Here is a 15,589-nt window from a genome sequence, read left to right as displayed (position 1 = left end):
GCTGCGCAATCGCTAGAATGGCGGCCTTTGCGAAGTTCTGGAGTCTCCCCCTCATGCGCACTTTTCGGCTGGTGATTGCTTGCCCGGACCGCGTCGGCATCGTTGCTAAAGTCAGTAACTTTCTGGCGTCACATAACGGCTGGATCACTGAAGCGAGCCATCACTCGGACAATCTCAGTGGCTGGTTCTTCATGCGTCACGAAATTCGTGCCGACTCGCTGCCCTTCGGTCTCGAAGCCTTTCGCGAAGCGTTTGCGCCGATTGCCGAAGAGTTCTCGATGAACTGGCGCATTACCGATACCGCGCAGAAGAAGCGCGTTGTCTTGATGGCCAGCCGTGAATCCCACTGCCTGGCCGATTTGCTGCACCGCTGGCACAGTGATGAACTGGACTGCGAAATCTCCTGCGTGATTTCCAACCACGACGACTTGCGCAGCATGGTCGAGTGGCACGGTATTCCTTACTACCACGTACCGGTCAATCCGCAGGATAAGGAACCGGCATTCGCCGAGGTCTCGCGCCTGGTCAAACAGCACGATGCTGAAGTGGTGGTACTTGCCCGTTACATGCAAATCCTGCCACCGGAATTGTGCAGCGAGTACGCGCACAAGGTCATTAACATTCACCACAGCTTCCTGCCGTCGTTTGTCGGGGCCAAGCCGTATCACCAGGCGTCCATGCGCGGCGTGAAGTTGATTGGCGCTACCTGTCACTATGTGACCGAAGAGCTGGACGCTGGTCCTATCATCGAGCAGGACGTGGTTCGCGTCAGCCACAGCGACAGCATTGAAGACATGGTGCGTTTCGGTCGCGATGTGGAGAAGATGGTGTTGGCCCGTGGCCTGCGTTATCACTTGGAAGACCGCGTGTTGGTTCACGGTAACAAGACTGTGGTTTTCTGACCGCTATCGGATTCGTGTTGAAATTCGAAGGGCCTGGGCGTTCAATCGCTTCAGGCCCTTTGCCGTTTCTGACTTGAGGATTTGTTGATGGCTGATCCACTTGATAAAGCAACTTCCAAAGCGCCCGCTACGTTGGGGGAGGGGTGTTTGAGTCGTTATGATCCTGAAGAATTGAGCGCGGAGAATGGTACGGAGTTTCCAGGGGCGGCGCAGTTGTGGGACGCGTTGCATCCGAAGCCTGAGCGGTTGCCTGAGGGGGATAGCTGATAGTCGATCATTTACCCGGATCAACTGTAGGGGCTGGCTTGCCGGCGATGGCGTCCTGATAGTCGACCCTTTTCTTCGGATGTATCCGGATCAAACTGTGGGAGCTGGCCTGCCGGCGATGGCGTCCTGGTCGGCGGTGAAATTCTTGATAGTGTACATATCCATTCCTGCGGTTACGGCTTCTATTGGTTTCGCTCTTACAGCGAGTCACTTGGAGAAGCGCCAAGTAACCAAACGCTCTTGCCCCTTTCGTCCGGTGCCTCGCCTGGGCTCGGCATTCCCTCGCTCCGGTCCTGCTCCGTGGGCCCGCCGCGATCGGCCATCCATGGCCGTGCGCGGCTAACCCGGCATCCATGCCGGGTTGCCCACTGCGCAGAACCTGCGCTCGGCCTGCCGAGGGGGCAAGAAAATCAAAATCAAAAGCAGATCAAATGCCAAAGCGAGGCGGCCTGACAGCCGACAGGTTTCTTCCAGATTTCCACGGATCAAACTGTGGGAGATGGCTTGCCGGCGATGGCGGCCTTGAAGGCTCCTCAATTCGCCCCGATACAACCCAACTCTCCCCTACGCCTGCTTGACCCTCATCAATTTCTTCAACAGCGGTCTGCCCAGCATCAACAGGAACACCGGCCCGCCCACCAGTAGATAGAAGTAGTAGGTCACCGCCCGCCAGATCAGAATCGCCGCTGCGGCAGTTGATTTACCCACCATGGGTGCCAGCAGCGCTGCTGAGGTCAGTTCTGCCGCTCCGGCGCCGCCCGGTAACAGGCTGAATTGCCCCGCGCTGAGGGAGAGCATCTGGATCAAAAAGGTCCAGGCCCATTGCAGGTCTGCGCCCAGGCCGCGAAGTGCCAGGTACAACACGCTGTACCGCAGAGCCCAATGCAGGCAAGTCAGTGCAAACACCGTGATCAATGTCTTGCGGGGTAGCTTCAATGTGTCAGTGAACGCGGCCAGAAAGTGCAGGAGTTTTCGCGCCCATCGCAGGCGCGTGGTGGCATTGACGTTGAGACGTGCGAGCAAACGACCGGTCAGGCGAATCAGCAAGCGGTGGTAGCGAGCCACAACTACGCAACTGACCAGACCGCCGAACATCGAGAGGGCGCTGACCATCAGCAGCCACTCCATGCGCTGGCTCAGGTGCTGGAACAGTGCATAAATCAGGATTCCGCTGAGCGCACAGAGAAAAAACACCAGGTCACTTAACTGGTCCATCGCAAATACAGCGCTGCCCCTGGCCGGTCGGACGCCGTTACGTGCGAGCAGTGCCATGATCGTCAGCGGTCCACCACTGCCCCCGGGTGTGGCGCAATAAGCGAATTCGGCGGCCATCACCACGCCGAGGCTTTTCACCCGGCCCACCTTGTCGCGCTGATCGCCCAGCAATAGACGTAAACGCAGGGTGTTAAGCACCCAGCACAGCAGGATCATGCCGAACATGATGAGAAGCCAATACAACGGGAAATTACGCAGCCGGTACCAGGTTTCGTTTCCTCCCAGCAGGGAGGGGATCAGCACCGCAACCAGCAGCGCGACGAGCAGAAGAATTCCGCGACTCATGCCGCGCGACCGATGCGCTGGTTTTGCAGTTCAAGCCAGCGGGCTTTGGTCATGGGGACGCGGCCTTCATCGAGCAGTCGTTTAAGGGTTTGTAGCCAATAAGTGCGTGAAAACCCATGACGCATGTCCACTGGATGCAAACCAAGGCGAATCACGGGTGCATGCCGCCAACGTTGTTCACGCTGATCGCAAACCCACTTCGAAACCCTCCGGCGCCATGGGCTACGCGCGCTCCAGACCAGTCCGGGCGCATCGACGGTGCTGAAGTCCGGCAAGCGATACAGGTGCTGCGGGTCGCTGGTGTAGCTCAGCGGTAACTGGCGCAATGCCTCGCGCGTCCCCTCGCTCATCAGCCAGGCCGGCGCGACAAAGCCATGAAGCGGCCAGTTGTAGCGATCAAACAGTTCGATGCCTGCGCGTAATCGGGCAAGGGCCGCCTGTTCGGACAGGGTGTAGAACTCACCTTCATGGGTGTAGATCCGACGCATGAACCACTCCCGTGGATGACTCGGTTTCGTGCCGTCATCGCAATGAAAGTAGCCGTGAAGAGCCAGTTCGTCACCTCGGGCGACGCGATGGGTGAGCATTTGCCGGAACTGCGGGTGAGCATCGAGACTGTTGTGCCGGTGGAAATCGGGCACGACCAACCAGGTCATCGGCACATCACCCAAGGCGTCGACGGCTTCAACGAAAGGTTGGTAGTCGGCCCAGGTTTGCGGTGCGACATCGTGCAGCACCAATAACAGGCTGGTCGCATTCATGGCTTTATCCATTGGACGCCTGCGGCCAGTGGTTGCCGAGCACGGCATGGTAGTGCCCCAGAAGGCTATTGACCACGGTGTCCCAGGCGTAATGCTGTTCGACATGGGCGCGGGCTTTTTTTCCAAGCTCTGAACTGCCTGAGTGGAACAGTTCGCGGACCGCACTGGCCATCGCCGACGAATTGTTCGGGGCGCAGAGCAAGCCACATTGATCAGTGACGATCTCCTTAAATGCACCAGCGTCAACGGCGATGACCGGGATGCCGCTGGCCATGGCCTCCAGAATGACCAGGCCGAAGGTTTCCTGGTCGCCGGCATGCACCAGCGCATCGGCACTGGCTAACAATCGCGCCACCTGTACAGCCGGGCAGAACTCATCGACGACGGTGACGTTATCCGGCACGACTGCCGGCATGGACGAGCCGACCAGTAGCAGATGATAGCGAGCACCTAGCAGCTTCATGCAATCGAGCAGCACCGGCAGGTTCTTTTCCTTGGAACCGCGCCCGGCAAAAATCAGCAAATGGGTTTCTTCAGCAATGCCCAGTTCGGCCCGCAGTTCCGGATCCCTTGCGGCAGGATTGAATGTTTGCAGGTCGACTCCCAGGGGCTGGACGTAAACATTCTTGACCCCAAGCCCCTTGAGTTTGTCAGCCATGACCTGGCTCGGCGCCAGCACCCGGTCGAAGTTGCCATAAAGTTTGCTGACGTAGGCTTCGACATTCGGGGTCACCCAGTTGCCCATGCGATTGCTGCACAGCAGCGGCAAGTCGGAGTGATAGAAACCAATCACCGGCACATCCAGTTGACGCTTCGCATCTAAAGCAGCCCAGGCGGTGAGGTACGGATCGCCGACCTCTATGAGATCAGGCTGCAAATCCTGCAGGACGTTTCGCCACGGAGCCAAACGTACGGGAAAACGGTAGCCCTTGCCGAAGGGCAGGGCGGGAGCGGGAACGGTGAAAATGCCATCCCGTTCGCTCAGGTGGGCACCGGGGATCAGCAGGCTGTGGCGAATGCCGGGCTTGATGCCCAGGCGTCGGTGTTTGGCATCCAGATACGTGCGCACGCCACCGCTGGCAGGGGCGTAGAACATGGTTATGTCAGCGATATGCACGATGAGCATCCCTCCGGTCCGTTGTTCTCCCTTGGTTGACCTTTATGAAGGATAGATGTTCGGTTGGGGTTTGCTGGTTACAGGGTCAGGACGGTGCGGCGAGTGCAGGACCGCCATCGCGGGCAAGCCGGATCGCCGCCCGCTTGCCCACAGGGTCGTCAGCCGTTCTAGATACGGAAACTACCCACCAGCTGTTTCAAGCGCGCCGCCTGCTGTTCAAGGTCGGAACACGCACGCAACGTCGATTGCAGGTTTTCCACGCCTTCCTGGTTCAGCGTATTGATCTCCGTGATGTCGACGTTGATCGATTCAACCACCGCCGTCTGTTCTTCGGTCGCGGTGGCCACCGACTGGTTCATGCCGTCGATTTCGCCAATGCGCAAGGTGACGCTGTTCAAGCGTTCGCCGGCGAGGTTGGCGATGTCCACGCTGTCCTGGCTGTGGCGCTGGCTGTCGCTCATGTTGCTGACGGATTCACGGGCGCCGACTTGCAGCTCCTCGATCATGGTCTGAACCTGTTGCGCTGATTCCTGGGTGCGATGCGCCAGGTTGCGCACTTCATCGGCCACCACTGCAAAACCACGTCCCGCTTCACCCGCTCGCGCTGCTTCGATCGCCGCGTTGAGGGCCAGCAGGTTGGTTTGCTGGGAGATGCTGGTGATCACTTCAAGAATCTGGCCGATGTTCACGGTTTTGCTGTTCAGCGATTCGATATTGGTGCTCGACGCGCTGAGCATGCTCGACAGCTGATTCATCGCGGCAATGCTGCGGTCTACCACTTGCTGGCCGTCTTCGGCCAGGTTGCGGGCGTCGCTGGCCTGACTCGAGGCCTGTGCAGCGTTGCGGGCGATTTCCTGGGTGGCGGCGCCGAGCTGGTTGATCGCCGCGGCTACGCTGCTCGTACGAGAGGCTTGCTGGTCAGAGTTGAACATCGACGAGTTTGAAGCGGCCAGTACGCGCAGGGCCACTTCGTTGACCTGGCCCGTGGCCGATGAAACTTCCCGGATCGAACCGTGAATACGTTCCACAAAGCGGTTGAATGCGGTGCCGAGGACACCAAACTCGTCGTTGTTCTGGATGGTCAGGCGCTTGGTCAGATCGCCTTCACCGTCGGCAATGTCTTCCATGGCGCGGGTCATGACATGCAGCGGCTGGATCAGAATGCGGATCAGCATGCTTAGCAAGGCAATGATGATCGCCACGGCAATAAGGGTCGCAACGACGGCCGAGGTGCGAAATTCGCTGAGCATCGAGAAGGCTTTTTCTTTATCCACCGATAAACCGATGTACCAGTTCACCGAAGGCAGGCCTTTGACGGGGGTGAAGTTGACGATGCGGGTCTTGCCATCCACTTCCACTTCGCTGAATTCGCTGCTGATACGCGGCGTGTTGCGTGGATAGGCCTCGCTCAACGATTTCATCACCAGCGATTTGTCCGGGTGCACCAGGATCTTGCCGTCGGCGCTGACCAGGAATGCGTAGCCCATCCCATCGAAATCCCGGGCGCTGAGGGTGTCGATCAGGGTTTGCAGGCTCAGGTCGCCACCGACCACGCCAATACTCTGACCGGCCTTTTTCGAAGCGCTGGCGATGGAAATGATGGTTTGACCCGTGGCGGCATCGACGTAAGGTTCGGTCAGCGTTGCGGTGTTGCTGCTTTCGGCGCCTTTGTACCAAGGGCGCACGCGCGGATCGAAACCTGCGGGCATTTTCGCGTCCGGGCGAATGCTGAAGCTGCCGGTGGCATCGCCGAGGTAGGACGCCATGAAGGTCGATGTCAGGGCTTTCTGCTCGAGCAGGCTGTCAACCGTGGACCGCTCGGGGTTGAGGGCGATGTTCTGGGCAAGGTTGTCGATCAACAGGATGCGGCCGGTCAACCAGGTCTGAATGTTGCTGGCGGTGACATCGCCCATTTCAGTGAGGTAGTTGTCCAGGTCTTCGCGGATGGCGGTACGCTGCAAGTAGTCGTTGTACAGCGTGAACGAGGCGAAGGCGGCGATGACAATGAGCGCGGCGGCAAGCAGTATTTTATGGCTGAAACGCAGATTTTTGTTCATGGCTTGGGGTTCCGCTAAGGTCTTAATGTCAAGGGCGTGCTTTTATAAAGGAACGCGAAAGGGGTTGGGGTTAACACAAGCGGAAAATTCCGACCTCTTAGTAGGGATATTCCTACGCGATTAGTTTTTTATCGGCCGTGAAGGATCAAAGATTAACCATGGGTGACAAAATGCCTGACTCCTTGCAACTCGTTATCGGTGCCGATCTCGCGGGGCAGCCGATCGCCCAGGCGATGCGTCTGGCAAACCGTCATGGTCTGGTCGCCGGCGCTACCGGGACCGGCAAAACCGTCACCTTGCAACGCCTGGCTGAAGCCTTCAGCGATGCCGGCGTGGCGGTGTTCGCGGCGGATATCAAAGGCGACCTGTGCGGGCTGGGCGCTGCCGCAAACCCACAGGGCAAGATCGCCGAGCGGATCGCCGGGATGCCCTGGCTGAACTACACACCTCAGGCGTATCCGGTGACGTTGTGGGATATCCATGGCCAGTCGGGTCACCCGTTGCGCACGACCTTGAGCGAGATGGGCCCGTTGCTGTTGGGCAGCTTGCTGGAACTGACTGACAGTCAGCAGTCGGCGCTGTATGCCGCGTTTAAGGTGGCCGACCGTGAAGGCCTGTTGTTGCTGGATCTCAAGGATCTGAAGGCGCTGCTCAATCACCTGCGCGACCATCCGGAGTCATTGGGTGATGACGCCGCACTGATGACCACCGGTTCCAGCCAGGCATTATTGCGGCGCCTGGCAACGCTCGAGCAGCAGGGGGCGGAAGCGCTGTTTGGCGAGCCTGCCCTGCAACTCGAAGACATATTGCAGCCGGCCGCCGATGGTCGCGGGCGCATTCACCTGCTTGATGCCAGCCGCCTGGTGCACGAGGCGCCGAAGGTCTACGCGACGTTCCTGCTGTGGCTGCTGGCCGAGCTGTTCGAGCAACTGCCGGAACGCGGCGATGCGGACAAACCGCTGCTGGCGCTGTTTTTCGACGAAGCGCACCTGTTGTTCGCCGGCACACCCAAAGCCTTGCAGGACCGCCTGGAACAAGTGGTGCGGCTGATTCGCTCGAAAGGTGTCGGAGTGTATTTCGTCACCCAATCGCCGGGCGATCTGCCGGATGATGTGCTGGCTCAGCTTGGCCTGCGCATCCAGCATGGCTTGCGCGCGTTCACCGCCAAGGAGCAGAAATCACTGCGAGCGGTGGCTGAGGGTTTCCGCCCGAACCCGGCATTCGATGCCTTGGCAGTGTTGACGGAGCTGGGCATCGGCGAGGCGCTGGTCGGTACGTTGCAGGCCAAGGGCACGCCGGAGATGGTCCAGCGGGTGCTGATCGCGCCACCGCAATCGCGGATCGGGCCGTTGACCGAGACGGAGCGCACAGTGCTCATTGCAGGGTCGCCGTTCAAGGGGCGTTACGACAAACCGATCGATCGCGAATCGGCCTATGAAATATTGATGGGGCGCAAGGGATTGTCGCCCGAGCCCGAAGCCGTGCCGGGCAAACCTGCCGCTGAAGAGCCTAGCTTTACCGACAAGGCCGGGGAGTTTCTCGGCACTGCTGCAGGGCAGGCACTGAAATCAGCGATGCGACAGGCGGCTAACCAGTTGGGCCGACAATTGGTGCGCGGGTTAATGGGGTCGCTGCTGGGTGGCAGCAAAAAACGCTAAAAGCAAAAGATCGTCCGAACGCGACCTGAGCCGTCGGACGATCCTTTGATCTTGCTTTCAATCCTTGGGTTTGGCGTGCGCCGCCAGGCGCTCGAGCGCAGCCCGCAGGTTTGGGTCGGTAATGCCATCGGCCGTCGCCTGGATGGTCGCGCCGGCGTCAACCGATAGGCTGATGGTATGCCCTGCCGCCCCTTGCTGGACAGTCGGTGGCTGCACCTTGAACAGGATGCGTGTCAGGCTGGCAAACTCATCGAACAGCTGCAATTGCCGTTGCAGGCGTTTTTGTTGATAGCGCAGGCGAGTCGCCCAGTGGCCGTCGGTGACGATCAGCAACAGGCTGCCTTCGCGCCATGAAGCCACGTGGCAATGCTCACGGGCAGCCGGTTGCAATTGGCTTTCCAGCAGACGCTGGAGATGGCCCAGGCGTTGAGCGTGGCCGAAGATGGCTTTCAGCGGTTTGGCTTCGCGAAGCAGGACGGCGGGTGCTCTGGCCGTAAGAGGGCGAAATGCCATGATCAGACACCTGAAGTAACAGAGCCGCCATGTTAGCAGAAAGCACCCGATTGACCCGATCCATTGCTTTGCGAGCGCTTTACCCATTAAATCAACAAGTAACTTCTGCCGTGAATGACTTGAAGTTCAGCAAAAAGCCCTTATTTTAAGTGAGCCCCGTTACAACGCTGTGCCAGCATCGTGGAACAACGCCACTTTCCTCACCATCGTTTCCGGGTAGAATGCTCGTTCGCATGCGGCCATGAGGGCTGCTCGGGCGACTCACGGGGCCGCCCTCCATCCCTTTAGTGTGGAAGATCCTGCCGATATGTTTGCGCCTTTGTTAAAGAAACTTTTTGGAAGCAAGAACGAGCGTGAAGTCAAACGCATGCTCAAGACGGTGCAATTCGTCAATGCCTTCGAAGAGCAAATGGTGGCCCTTTCGGACGATCAGTTGCGTGCCAAGACAGACGAGTTCAAGGCCCGCATCGCCAAAGGGGAAACCCTCGACAAGTTGCTGCCGGAAGCCTTTGCGGTCGCCCGCGAAGCCGGTAAGCGTGTCATGGGTATGCGCCACTTCGATGTCCAGCTGATCGGCGGCATGACCTTGCATGAAGGCATGATCGCGGAAATGCGTACCGGTGAAGGCAAGACCCTGGTGGCAACACTGGGCGTTTACCTCAACGCGCTGTCCGGCAAGGGCGTGCACGTAGTGACAGTGAACGACTACCTGGCACGTCGCGACGCCAACTGGATGCGTCCGCTCTACGAATTCCTCGGCCTGACGGTCGGTGTTGTCACGCCGTTCCAGCCGCCGGAAGAAAAACGCCTGGCCTACGCCGCTGACATTACCTACGGCACCAACAACGAATTCGGCTTCGACTACCTGCGCGACAACATGGCGTTCAGCATGGAAGAAAAATTCCAGCGCGAACTCAATTTTGCCGTGATCGACGAAGTCGACTCCATCCTCATCGACGAAGCGCGTACCCCGCTGATCATCTCCGGTCAGGCCGAGGACAGCTCCAAGATGTACGTCGAGATCAACAAACTGATCCCGCAGCTGGAGTTGCACGTCGAGGAAGTTGAAGGCGAAGTCACCAAGGCGGGTCACTACACCGTCGACGAGAAGACTCGTCAGGTGGAGCTCAACGAAGCCGGTCACCAGTTCATCGAAGACATGCTCACCCGCGTCGGTCTGCTGGCTGAAGGCGAGAGCCTGTACTCGGCACATAACCTGGGCCTGCTGACCCACGTATATGCCGGTCTGCGTGCGCACAAGCTGTTCCATCGCAACATCGAATACATCGTGCAGGACGGTCAGGTCGTCCTGGTCGACGAACACACCGGTCGTACCATGCCGGGCCGTCGTTTGTCCGAAGGCCTGCACCAGGCCATCGAAGCCAAGGAAGAACTGAACATCCAGGCCGAGAGCCAGACCCTGGCCTCGACTACGTTCCAGAACTACTTCCGTCTGTACAACAAGCTGTCCGGCATGACCGGTACTGCAGACACCGAAGCGTTCGAGTTCCATCAGATCTACGGCTTGTCGGTGATGGTTATTCCGCCAAACAGGCCGCTGGCGCGTAAAGACTACAACGACCTGGTGTTCCTGACCGCCGAAGAGAAATACGCGGCGATCATCACCGACATCAAGGAATGCATGACCCAGGGCCGTCCGGTGCTGGTAGGTACTGCGACCATCGAAACTTCCGAGCACATGTCCAATCTGCTCAACAAGGAAGGCATCGAACACAAGGTTCTCAACGCCAAGTTCCACGAAAAAGAAGCCGAAATCATTGCCCAGGCCGGTCGTCCAGGTGCACTGACCATCGCCACCAACATGGCCGGTCGCGGCACCGACATCCTGTTGGGCGGCAACTGGGAAGTGGAAGTGGCTTCGCTGGAAGACCCGACGCCTGAGCAAATTGCCCAGATCAAGGCCGACTGGCAGAAACGTCACCAGCAGGTGCTCGAGTCGGGTGGCTTGCAGGTGATCGCGTCCGAGCGTCACGAATCGCGCCGTATCGACAACCAGCTGCGTGGTCGTGCGGGTCGTCAGGGTGACGCCGGTTCCAGCCGTTTCTACCTGTCGCTGGAAGACAGCCTGATGCGCATCTTCGCCTCTGATCGGGTGAAGAACTTCATGAAAGCCCTGGGCATGCAGCCTGGCGAAGCGATTGAGCACCGCATGGTGACCAACGCCATCGAAAAGGCTCAGCGCAAGGTTGAAGGCCGTAACTTCGACATTCGTAAGCAGCTGCTTGAGTTCGACGACGTCAACAACGAACAACGTAAAGTGATCTATCACATGCGTAACACGTTGCTGGCCGCTGACAACATCGGTGAAACCATCGCTGACTTCCGTCAGGACGTGCTCAACGCTACCGTCAGCGCGCACATTCCACCGCAATCGCTGCCTGAGCAGTGGGATGTGGCCGGTCTGGAAGCGTCGTTGCAGAGCGACTTCGGTGTGGCGTTGCCGATTCAGCAATGGCTCGACGAAGACGATCATCTGTACGAAGAGACACTGCGCGAGAAGCTGATGAACGAGCTGATTGCGGCGTACCACGAGAAAGAAGACCAGGCGGGCGCCGATGCGCTGCGCACCTTCGAGAAGCAAATCGTGCTGCGCGTACTGGATGACCTGTGGAAAGACCACCTGTCGACCATGGATCACCTGCGTCACGGTATCCACTTGCGTGGCTACGCCCAGAAGAACCCGAAGCAAGAGTACAAGCGCGAGTCGTTCACGCTGTTCTCCGAGTTGCTGGATTCGATCAAGCGCGACTCTATTCGTGTGCTGTCGCACGTTCAGGTTCGTCGCGAAGATCCGATCGAAGAAGAGCAACGCCTGCGTCAGGAAGCCGAAGCACTGGCGGCACGCATGCAGTTCCAGCACGACGAAGCGCCTGGTCTTGAGCAACCGGAACTGCTTGGTGAAGAGGTCGATGTGGCCCTTGCCGCTGCGCCGGTACGCAACGAGCAGAAGCTGGGTCGAAACGAACTGTGCTACTGCGGTTCGGGCAAGAAATTCAAGCATTGCCACGGGCAGATCCAGTAAAACCCGTTTCATACGCTGAAATACCCGCGCCGCGACCGGCTTATGCCGTCGCGGCGTTTTGCCATTTAACACCGCCGTCCTGTGACGGTGATGACTACTTTTTAAGGAGCGCATTCATGGCTGTTGGTCTTGGTCCTTTGCCAACGTTGCACCCGGTTGCCGGTTTTGAACTCGGCATTGCATCGGCTGGCATCAAGCGCCCCGGGCGCAAAGACGTCGTGGTCATGCGTTGCGCCGAAGGTTCGACAGTGGCAGGCGTGTTTACGCTGAACGCTTTTTGCGCCGCCCCGGTGATTCTGGCCAAGCAACGCGTGCAAGGCCCTGTGCGTTATCTGTTGACCAACACGGGCAATGCCAACGCCGGTACCGGCGAACCTGGCCTGGCCGCCGCCGAGCGCACCTGCGCCAAACTGGCAGAGCTGACCGGTGTCGATGCCAGCCTGGTGCTGCCGTACTCCACGGGCGTGATCGGTGAGCCGCTGCCCGTCGAGAAGATTGAAGGCGCGTTGCAAGCTGCTCTCGATGACCTGTCGGTGAACAACTGGGAAGCTGCCGCCACCGGCATCATGACCACTGACACACTGCCAAAAGGCGCCAGCCGCCAGTTCCAGCATGACGGCGTCACCGTCACCGTCACCGGCATCAGCAAAGGCGCCGGTATGATTCGCCCGAACATGGCGACCATGCTGGGCTACATTGCCACCGATGCCAAAGTCTCCCGCGATGTGCTGCAAAACCTGTTGCTGGACGGCGCCAACAAGTCGTTCAACCGCATCACCATCGACGGTGACACGTCGACCAACGACTGCTGCATGCTGATCGCAACCGGTCAGGCAGCACTGCCGGAAATCACCCGGGCCGAAGGTGAGTTGTTCGCCAAATTGAAGCAAGCCGTGTTCGAAGTGTGCATGGACGTCGCTCAAGCCATCGTCCGTGACGGTGAAGGCGCGACCAAGTTCGTGACCGTTGAAGTCAATGGCGGCGGCAATCATCAGGAATGCCTGGACGTTGGTTACACCGTGGCACACTCGCCGCTGATCAAGACGGCTCTGTTTGCCTCTGATCCAAACTGGGGCCGCATCCTGGCCGCTGTTGGCCGTGCGGGTGTGCCAGACCTGGACGTGAGCAAGATCGACGTGTTCCTCGGTGAAGTGTGTATCGCCAGCCATGGCGCCCGCGCGTCGACTTACACCGAAGCCCAGGGATCGGCGGTGATGCAGCAGGAAGAAATCACCATCCGCATCGAGCTGGGTCGCGGCGATTGCAGCGAAACCATCTGGACCACCGACCTGTCCCACGAGTACGTCAAGATCAACGCTGAGTACCGTACTTAATCATTCGTTCGATCGAGTCGCGGCCATCGCGAGCAAGCTCGCTCCCACAGGATTTCCACTGAACTCTGTGGGAGCGGGCTTGCCCGCGATGACGGACGACCAGACGCTGCATATTCTGGCCCATACCCTTATCAGAAGGTCACCAACATGAGCCTGCACCTGATCATCGGCGACAAACTGCTTTCCTCCTGGTCCCTGCGCGGCGCATTGGCTCTCGAACTGGCCGGCGCTTCCTACACCGAAGAACTGATCAAGCTGAACCAGCCCGATACTCGCGAACGTCTGCTCAAGCACTCGCCGACCGGCAAAGTCCCTCTGTTGAAAACCGAGCACGGCACCATCGCTGACTCCATGGCCATTGCTGAATACCTGGCTGAACAGTTCCCCGATGCCAATCTGTGGCCCAAAGACACCGCCGCCCGTGCCCAGGCGCGTTCGGCCTGCGCGCAGATGCACGCCGGGTTCTTCGCCATGCGCGGCAACATGCCGTTCGACCTGTCTCGCGATGCACCGCTGTCGCCGGTACCAGCGGACGTTCAGGCAGACACTGAGCGCATGCTGGCGTTGTGGGCCGAGTGCCGTAACGCTGCGACCGAAACAGGTGCGTTTCTGTTTGGTGATGCGACAATAGCCGACGCCTTTTTCGCGCCGATCGCCGTTCGTCTGCGCACCTATCAGGTGAAGTTGCCGGCGGTTGACGAGGCTTACGTCGAAACGATCTACCAATGGCCGGCATTTAAGGCTTGGCAGAAAGCAGGTCTGGAGGAGGTTGGGCAGTGAAACGTGTTCATGTAGCTGCAGCGGTTATTCGTGACGGCAGCGGCAAGATCCTCATCGCTCGTCGTGCGGACACCCAGCATCAGGGTGGCCTTTGGGAGTTTCCCGGTGGCAAGGTCGAGACCGACGAATCTGTTGAAATCGCCCTGGCGCGGGAGCTTCAGGAGGAGTTGGGCATCGTGGTCAACGCTGCGCGTCCGCTGATCAAGGTCCGGCACGATTACCCGGACAAGCAAGTGTTGCTGGATGTCTGGGAGGTGTCGGCGTTTAGCGGCGAGCCTCACGGCGCCGAAGGCCAACCGCTGGCCTGGGTCGCACCCCGTGATCTGCTGGATTACGAGTTTCCGGCCGCCAATCAGCCAATCGTCGCAGCCGCGCGTTTGCCTGCCGAATACTTGATCACCCCCGAAGACCTGGAAACCCCGGCCCTGCTGCGCGGTATTCAGAAAGCAATTGCGGGCGGCATCAAGCTGATTCAGCTGCGGGCGCCCAACGGCTATGATCCGAAGTACCGCGATCTGGCGGTGGACGCAGCAGGTTTGTGTGCCGGCAAGGCGCAGTTGATGATCAAGGGACCGTTCGAATGGCTGGGTGATTTTCCGTCAGCCGGGTGGCACATCACTTCGGCACAATTGCGCAAACACGCGGCGGCGGGCCGACCGTTGCCGGCATCGCGCTGGTTGGCTGCGTCTTGCCACAACGCTGAAGAGCTGGCACTGGCCGAGCAGATGGGCGTGGATTTTGTGACGTTGTCACCGGTACAGCCGACCCAGACGCATCCGGATGCTCAGCCGTTGGGTTGGCAGCAGGCTGCCACGTTGATCGAGGGGTTCAGCAAGCCGGTGTTCCTGTTGGGCGGTGTTGGCCCGGCTGAACGGCAGAAGGCTTGGGAAGCAGGGGCGCAAGGTGTGGCGGGGATTCGGGCATTCTGGCCTGATTCTTTGGTGTAGCGACTGGCCTCATCCCGGGCAAGCCTTGAGCAAGGCTTGCCCGGGATGAGGGCGCTAGGGACTTGGACTAGACCTCCGGCTTCGCCGCCGCCTGCCACAAGATCTCGGTAACGCCCTGGCGCTTGGCAATCAAGCGCGCCACCACAAACAGCACATCCGATAACCGATTGATGTAGGCCAACCCAACCCCGGCCAACGGTTCAATCGCATTCAAATGCTGGCATCGGCGCTCCGCACTGCGTGCCAGGCTTCTGCACACATGGGCCTGGGCGATCAGCGCCGAGCCGCCCGGCAGGATAAAATTCTCCAGCGGTCCCAGCTCCTCGTTCCAGAGATCGATGGCCGCTTCCAGGCGTTCGATTTCAGCCGCGTTCAGTGCTTGATACACCGGCATCGCCAGCTCGCCACCCAGATCGAACAGGCGGTGCTGACAAGGTGCCAACACGTCGATCACTTCGTTCAAGCCCGGATAACGGTCACTTTCTGCCGCCAGACCCGCCAACAGCACACCGACCTGGCTGTTCAGCGTATCAACCTCGCCAATCGCCTCGATGCGCGGGTGATCCTTGGGGACGCGGCGGCCGTCACCCAGCCCGGTTTCGCCTTTGTCGCCGGTGCGGGTGTAAATCTTCGACAAGCGAAAGCCCATG

13 protein-coding genes and 1 pseudogene are annotated in these 15,589 nt (G+C 59.4%); 7 read left to right on the top strand and 7 right to left on the bottom strand.

Features of this window, described 5'->3' with window-relative positions:
• Positions 1-53 precede the first annotated feature (53 nt).
• Together purU and ACA063_RS23135 are read left to right on the top strand one after the other, a co-directional pair.
• Positions 54-902: a formyltetrahydrofolate deformylase gene (purU, locus tag ACA063_RS23140; protein ID WP_462021485.1), complete on the top strand. Its 849-nt coding sequence runs from the start codon at positions 54-56 to the stop codon at positions 900-902.
• Between the two features lie 87 nt (positions 903-989).
• Complete coding sequence (locus tag ACA063_RS23135) at positions 990-1,169, top strand: hypothetical protein (RefSeq protein WP_497663508.1); 180 nt, start codon at positions 990-992, stop codon at positions 1,167-1,169.
• 564 nt (positions 1,170-1,733) lie between these two features.
• On the opposite strand, the gene gpgF is transcribed toward ACA063_RS23135, so the two are convergent.
• From gpgF to ACA063_RS23110, 5 genes and pseudogenes are all read right to left on the bottom strand, one after another.
• On the bottom strand, positions 1,734-2,729 hold the full coding sequence (gpgF, locus tag ACA063_RS23130) for a glucosaminyl phosphatidylglycerol flippase (protein ID WP_497663507.1): 996 nt from the start codon (positions 2,727-2,729) through the stop codon (positions 1,734-1,736).
• Entirely contained in the window at positions 2,726-3,502 is a 777-nt protein-coding gene (gene gpgD, locus ACA063_RS23125) for an N-acetylglucosaminyl phosphatidylglycerol deacetylase (protein ID WP_497663506.1), read from the bottom strand. The genes gpgF and gpgD overlap by 4 nt, the downstream gene beginning before the upstream one ends.
• Positions 3,495-4,616 (bottom strand): N-acetylglucosaminyl phosphatidylglycerol synthase, encoded by a 1,122-nt coding sequence (gpgS, locus tag ACA063_RS23120; RefSeq protein WP_497663505.1) that lies wholly within the window; start codon positions 4,614-4,616, stop codon positions 3,495-3,497. The genes gpgD and gpgS overlap by 8 nt, the downstream gene beginning before the upstream one ends.
• 158 nt (positions 4,617-4,774) lie before the next feature.
• A complete protein-coding gene (locus ACA063_RS23115) occupies positions 4,775-5,539 on the bottom strand; it encodes a methyl-accepting chemotaxis protein (protein WP_497666574.1) in 765 nt (254 codons plus the stop codon).
• Between the two features lie 93 nt (positions 5,540-5,632).
• Positions 5,633-6,664 (bottom strand): annotated as a pseudogene (locus ACA063_RS23110) (HAMP domain-containing protein); the annotation flags it as partial.
• A gap of 170 nt (positions 6,665-6,834) precedes the next feature.
• Here ACA063_RS23110 and ACA063_RS23105 point away from each other — a divergent pair.
• Positions 6,835-8,322 carry a helicase HerA-like domain-containing protein gene (locus ACA063_RS23105; protein WP_497663504.1) on the top strand — a complete coding sequence of 496 codons (1,488 nt, stop codon included), beginning with the start codon at positions 6,835-6,837 and terminating at the stop codon, positions 8,320-8,322.
• Positions 8,323-8,379: 57 nt separating this feature from the next.
• On the opposite strand, the gene ACA063_RS23100 is transcribed toward ACA063_RS23105, so the two are convergent.
• Positions 8,380-8,835: a DUF721 domain-containing protein gene (locus ACA063_RS23100; protein ID WP_497663503.1), complete on the bottom strand. Its 456-nt coding sequence runs from the start codon at positions 8,833-8,835 to the stop codon at positions 8,380-8,382.
• Between the two features lie 307 nt (positions 8,836-9,142).
• On the opposite strand from ACA063_RS23100, the gene secA reads away from it, so the two are divergent.
• The 4 genes from secA to ACA063_RS23080 all read left to right on the top strand — a co-directional run bounded on the left by secA (position 9,143) and on the right by ACA063_RS23080 (position 14,939).
• Entirely contained in the window at positions 9,143-11,878 is a 2,736-nt protein-coding gene (gene secA, locus ACA063_RS23095) for a preprotein translocase subunit SecA (protein ID WP_497663502.1), read from the top strand.
• Between the two features lie 116 nt (positions 11,879-11,994).
• On the top strand, positions 11,995-13,212 hold the full coding sequence (argJ, locus tag ACA063_RS23090) for a bifunctional glutamate N-acetyltransferase/amino-acid acetyltransferase ArgJ (RefSeq protein ID WP_497663501.1): 1,218 nt from the start codon (positions 11,995-11,997) through the stop codon (positions 13,210-13,212).
• A 147-nt stretch (positions 13,213-13,359) separates the two neighbouring features.
• Positions 13,360-13,992, top strand: a complete 633-nt coding sequence (locus ACA063_RS23085; RefSeq protein ID WP_497663500.1) for a glutathione S-transferase family protein — start codon at positions 13,360-13,362, stop codon at positions 13,990-13,992.
• Entirely contained in the window at positions 13,989-14,939 is a 951-nt protein-coding gene (locus ACA063_RS23080) for a Nudix family hydrolase (protein WP_497663499.1), read from the top strand. Before ACA063_RS23085 ends, ACA063_RS23080 begins: the two co-directional genes overlap by 4 nt.
• Positions 14,940-15,006: 67 nt before the next feature.
• On the opposite strand, the gene ACA063_RS23075 is transcribed toward ACA063_RS23080, so the two are convergent.
• A complete protein-coding gene (locus ACA063_RS23075) occupies positions 15,007-15,588 on the bottom strand; it encodes a cob(I)yrinic acid a,c-diamide adenosyltransferase (RefSeq protein WP_497663498.1) in 582 nt (193 codons plus the stop codon).
• Position 15,589 lies beyond the last annotated feature (1 nt).

It is taken from the genome of Pseudomonas sp. LBUM1643 (genome assembly GCF_059716215.1).
Note: the sequence above shows the minus strand (reverse complement) of the source record. Positions and strands in the feature narration are given on the sequence as shown.